The sequence below is a fragment of the Streptomyces sp. NPDC102437 genome (assembly GCF_044765565.1).
Classification (GTDB): domain Bacteria; phylum Actinomycetota; class Actinomycetes; order Streptomycetales; family Streptomycetaceae; genus Streptomyces.
Genome location: NZ_JBIWKI010000117.1, coordinates 1 through 4,598, shown reverse-complemented (window position 1 = coordinate 4,598; position 4,598 = coordinate 1). Strand labels below are relative to the sequence as shown.

Sequence of the window (4,598 nt, the reverse complement as noted above, 5' to 3'; positions counted from 1 at the left end):
TTACGCGGAAAGGAAACTGGACGGCCGCCCCGACGGCAGCAAGGTCGTGACCTCGACGACGATCACTCTCCTGCCGCCCCCATCGCCGGAGCCCGTACTGCCCGCGACGACCGTCCGGGAGAACACCGGCAACGGCAAGACCAGCAGCCGCGCCGGCTCAACTCCACTACAGAGTTCGAGGGCCGCATGGACTACCTGCGGATCGACAACACCAACCTCTCGCCAGAAGACGTTGCGAAGCAGGTCATCGAGCAATTCAGTCTCGATTGGGAAGTGAGGAGCAGGGCCTCAGGCCGGGCGGACCAGGCGGTTGTCGTGGGCGAAGACCACGGCCTGGATCCGGTCGCGGAGTTCGAGCTTGTGCAGGATCCGCCCCAGATGGGACTTCACGGTCGCCTCCGCGAGGTACAGCGCGGCCGCGACCTCGGCGTTGGACAGGCCGCGGCCGACCTCGACGAGCACCTCGCGCTCTCGGGCGCTCAGCCGGTCCAGCCGATCGTCGCGGACGGCGCCGCCGTCGGGCAGGTGCGGACGGAAGTCCTCTAGCAGGCGCCGGGTGATCCGCGGGGAGAGCACCGCGTCGCCCGCCGCGACGTTGCGGATCGCGGTGAGCAGCTCCTCCGGCCTGGTGTTCTTCAGCAGGAAGCCCGAGGCTCCTGCGGCGAGACCGGCGAAGGCGTACGCGTCCAGGTCGAAGGTGGTCAGGATCAGCACTCTGCTCTGCGGGGAGACCTCGACGACCTGTCGGGTCGCCTCGATTCCGTCCGTCTCGGGCATCCGGACGTCCATGAGGACGACATCGGGCCGCAGCTCCCGGGCGAGGCGGACGGCCTGGGCGCCGTCCGCGGCCTCGCCGACCGGTGTCATGTCGGGCTGGGCCTCCAGGACCGTGCCGAAGGCCATCCGGAGCAGCGCCTCGTCGTCGGCGATCAGGATGCGGATCGTCATGCGGAGCCCGCCCCGCCGCCGTTGAGGAGGAGTCGGGTACGGACGCCCCAGCCGCCGCCCGGAAGCGGTCCGGCCTGCAGCGTCCCCCCGTAGGCGGCGGCGCGCTCGCGCATGCCGGGGATGCCGTGGCCGGGCGGTGCGGCGGCGGGCCGCGCCGGGCGGGGGCCGCTGTCGGTGACGTCCACGTCGACGGCCTGGGCCGAGCACTCGACCAGGACCGTCGCGCGGGTGCCGGCGGGTGTGTGCTTGAGGGTGTTGGTCAAGGCTTCCTGCACCAGACGGTAGACGGTGAGTTGTGCGGTGGCGGGGACGTGGGTGTGGCCGCCGCGGACCTCCAGGCGGGTCGGCAGCCCGGCGGCGCCCATCTGGTCGGCGAGGGCCTCCAGCTGGGCGATGCCGGGCGGCGGGTGGCGCTCCGCGTCCCGCTCGCCGGTCCGCAGGACGCCCAGCGAGCGCCGCATGTCGGTCAGCGCCTGCCGGCCCGTCTCGGAGATCTGTAGCATCGCGGCGGTAGCCTGGTCCGGAGACCTGTGCTGGGCGTAGAGGGCGGCGTCGGTGAGCGCGACCATGACGGACAGGTTGTGGGTGACGATGTCGTGCATCTCGCGGGTGATCCGGGCCCGCTCCTCGGCGACGGCCAGCCGAGCCTGCTGCTCATGGTGCAGCGCCAGCCGTTCGGCCCGTTCCTGCACGGCGGCGAGGTAGGCCCGGCTCGTCCGCACGTTCACCCCGAAGACGGCGGCGGCGACGACCGTCGCGGAGAGCGCGACGAAGGGGGTCAGGAACGCGCCGTCCGGTGCCCAGCGCAGGCAGGCCAGCACGGCTCCGCCCTCCACGACGGCACCGGCGAGGAGCGTGCCGCGCCGGCCTGTGTGCGCGGCCGCCGTGTAGAGGGCCACCAGCAGGGCGATGTCCGCGGGCAGTTGGACGTCCATCAGCCACTGGACGAAGGCCGCGGACGCCACGGCGCCGAACACCGCGAGCGGGGCCCGGCGCCGCCACAGCAGGGGGAGCGCCAGGGCGGCGGTGAGCGCCGTGGCCACCGGCAGCTCCCGCGCCGGGTAGGCGGTCACGACGTTGAGGAGGAGAAGGATCGGCAGCGCCGCGTCCCACACCAGGGGCGGTACCCGTTCCCGGTGGCGCACCGTCACACCTCCCCGTCGATCGGCCGTCGTGGCGGCCCGACCGGGACCGTCAGCGCGTACAGCCGGAGCCTAGGCCGCGGGGGCGGCGGCGCGCATGAGCCCACCGTCCGACCGCGTCCTGTCGGGGTACGACCGCAGGAGGAGGCCCACCACCTCCCGCGGTCGCAGAGCGGCCGCCGGCCGGGCGTGACCGGTTGCCACTTCGGTCGCACCGCGGCCCGCCCGGGGTGCGACCGGAGTGGCAACCGGCGGCGACTCGGGACCGATGCGGCGGCGCGGACCCGGCGTCGAGCATGGCCGGGTGACCGAAACCATCACGGGGCTGTCGAAGTCCCTTCCGGAAGTCCTCGTCCTGCTGGGTGCCCTCGCGCTGGTGGCGGCGCGCTGGCTCCCCCCGGCCGCCCGCCGGCCCGTCACGATCGGGGCGGGGGCGGTGCTCTTGGCGTCCGCGACCGTGCTGGGCGTGGTGGGGATCCGCTGGCAGCTGCTGCCGGTCCTGGCCGGCGCCGCCCTAGCGTCGGCGTTCGCCCTCCCGCCCCTGCTGCGACGCCGTACCGGCCAACTGGCGTGGCGGGCCCGCTGGTGGCTGGCCCTGCCGGGATCGCTGGCCTGCGCCGGCCTGATCGCCGTTGGCCCGGTGGCGGCCTGGGCCTTCCCCGTGCCCGAGTTTCCCGAGCCGTCGGGCGGCTTCGCGGTCGGCACCCGGGTGGTGCAGTGGACCGACCCGCTCCGCCCCGAGAGCTTCACCGCCGATCCGGACGACCGGCGCACGGTCGTGACCCAGCTCTGGTACCCCGCGCAGAAGAGCCCCGCCGGCACCCAGCGGGCCCAGTACCTGGGACGCACGGAGCAGGAGGCGCGCACCGTCGCCGAGGCCCTCGCCGACGGGGTCGGCCTGCCCGGCTTCCTGGTCGACGGCGTCCCGCGGGCTCGCAGCCATGCGGTCGTCGACGCCCCGGTGGCCGGTGGGGGAGAACGGTTCCCGATCGTCCTGTTCTCTCCGGGGTCGGGCGGGGTGCGGACCCAGAACACCGCCTGGGCGGAGGAGCTGGCCAGCCACGGCTACCTGGTCGCCGCCCTCGACCACCCGTACGACTCCGCCGTCGTCGTCCTCGCCGACGGCCGCACGATCCGTGCCACGATCGCCTCCAGCGGGGACCGGGACCGGGACGAGGAGCTGGCGGCGGGCTGGACCGCCGTCCGCGCCGCCGACCTCGGCTTCGTCCTCACCCAGCTGGAACGGCTGGACCGGGGCGAGACCGCCGACCCGCTGGCCGGACGCCTGGACACCGGCCGCGCCGGGGTGGCCGGCCACTCCCTGGGCGGCGCCGCCGCCCTGCAGGCGGCCCGGCAGGACCGCCGGTTCGACGCCGTCGTCGACCTGGACGGCTACCCCCACGGCCCCACCGCGCCCGCCCTTGAGCAGTCGGCGCTCGCGCTCACCCAGGAGATCACCGCCGGCACCGACCCGCGCTACCTGCCCCGCCTTACCAACGCCCTCGAGCACAGCACCGCGACGAGCTACCGGCTTGCCGTCCCCGGCGCCGGGCACCTCACCTTCATGGACGGCCCGCTCTACCTGCCGCCGGTGCCCTCGATCGTCGGCACCCTGGGCCGCACCGAGAGCCCGCGCGTCGTCGCCGGAGCCACCCTCGCCTTCCTGGACGCCGTCCTGCGAGGCCGCCCCGGAGACGACCCGGCCGAAACCCTCCGGGCCTACGGGAAGGTCTACACGGTCTCACCATCGGGGGCTCCGGGAAGTGCGAGGCTGACCCCGTGATTGGCCGAACACGCGCGTAAGAAGGTGTTGGGTAATCTGGTGATCACTCGTTCTTGAGGTCGTCGGCGAGGCGACGGGCTGCTTCGGTCTCGATGGGGCCGCGCGGTTCGATCTCCTCGCCGGCGAGGCAGGCGGCCATGAGGCGCTTACGTCAGCCCGGTGGTAACGAACACTCATCACGAGCGGATACGTGCGATCTCTCAGGTTGGTGTCGGTGGTGGTGAGAGTCGGTCGTGCTGGTCCAGGGGTTGGTGTTACGGGGCTGGTCAGTGGGTGTTTGTGGGCGGGTGGGCCGCTGTCATGAGGTGAGAGATTGAGGGGTGGGATCGCTGTCGTGGGGGCTCTATCGCATGACAGCTGATGCTGTTTCAGGTTTGAGAGTTCTTATGCGGTGAGGTGGGCCTGGCCGGTGTGATCGTGGGGTGGATCAAGAGGTAAGGGCCGACCGTGGGCCTGTGCTGCCCCGGGGGTTGGTGGTGCGTCGTTTGCTGGAGCGGCAGCAGGCGGGGGAGCTGGCCACGCGGCATGTGCGTGCGGTCGCTGAGACGGTGGGGGTTTCCGAGCGTACGGTGTGGCGCTGGCTGGAGCAGGCCAAGACGATCGGGTAGCGGAGGCGAAGGCCGCCCGATTGCCCGATTCACCAAGAGCCAGTGCCGGCCCTGCCCTGCCCGCTCCCAGTGCACCACCACCGCCGACAGTGCCCGCACCGTGGGCTTTCCCCCACG

Annotated in this window: 4 protein-coding genes and 1 pseudogene; 2 read left to right on the top strand and 3 right to left on the bottom strand. The window is 73.1% G+C overall.

The genetic code is table 11. The features are described 5' to 3' along the window. Positions 1–288 precede the first annotated feature (288 nt). Both ACIRJP_RS42000 and ACIRJP_RS41995 read right to left on the bottom strand, forming a co-directional pair. On the bottom strand, positions 289–948 hold the full coding sequence (locus ACIRJP_RS42000) for a response regulator (RefSeq protein WP_404186431.1): 660 nt from the start codon (positions 946–948) through the stop codon (positions 289–291). After that, positions 945–2,099, bottom strand: coding sequence for a sensor histidine kinase (locus ACIRJP_RS41995; RefSeq protein WP_404186429.1), 1,155 nt, complete (start codon positions 2,097–2,099; stop codon positions 945–947). The genes ACIRJP_RS42000 and ACIRJP_RS41995 overlap by 4 nt, the downstream gene beginning before the upstream one ends. A 295-nt stretch (positions 2,100–2,394) precedes the next feature. Here ACIRJP_RS41995 and ACIRJP_RS41990 point away from each other — a divergent pair, with 295 nt between their 5' ends. Next, the gene (locus tag ACIRJP_RS41990; RefSeq protein WP_404186427.1) at positions 2,395–3,873 is read left to right on the top strand and encodes an alpha/beta hydrolase family protein; all 1,479 of its coding nucleotides are present in this window, start codon (positions 2,395–2,397) and stop codon (positions 3,871–3,873) included. A 43-nt stretch (positions 3,874–3,916) separates the two neighbouring features. Here ACIRJP_RS41990 and ACIRJP_RS41985 read toward each other — a convergent pair. Next, positions 3,917–4,018, bottom strand: a pseudogene (locus ACIRJP_RS41985) (IS5/IS1182 family transposase); the annotation flags it as partial. Positions 4,019–4,295: 277 nt separating this feature from the next. On the opposite strand from ACIRJP_RS41985, the gene ACIRJP_RS41980 reads away from it, so the two are divergent. After that, positions 4,296–4,481 (top strand): helix-turn-helix domain-containing protein, encoded by a 186-nt coding sequence (locus tag ACIRJP_RS41980; RefSeq protein ID WP_404186425.1) that lies wholly within the window; start codon positions 4,296–4,298, stop codon positions 4,479–4,481. The last annotated feature ends 117 nt before the right edge of the window (positions 4,482–4,598 follow it).

Bases quoted from the DNA above. Each gene is read 5' to 3' on its own strand.
- ACIRJP_RS42000 (WP_404186431.1), bottom strand. From the start codon at position 948: ATGACGATCCGCATCCTGATCGCCGACGACGAGGCGCTGCTCCGGATG.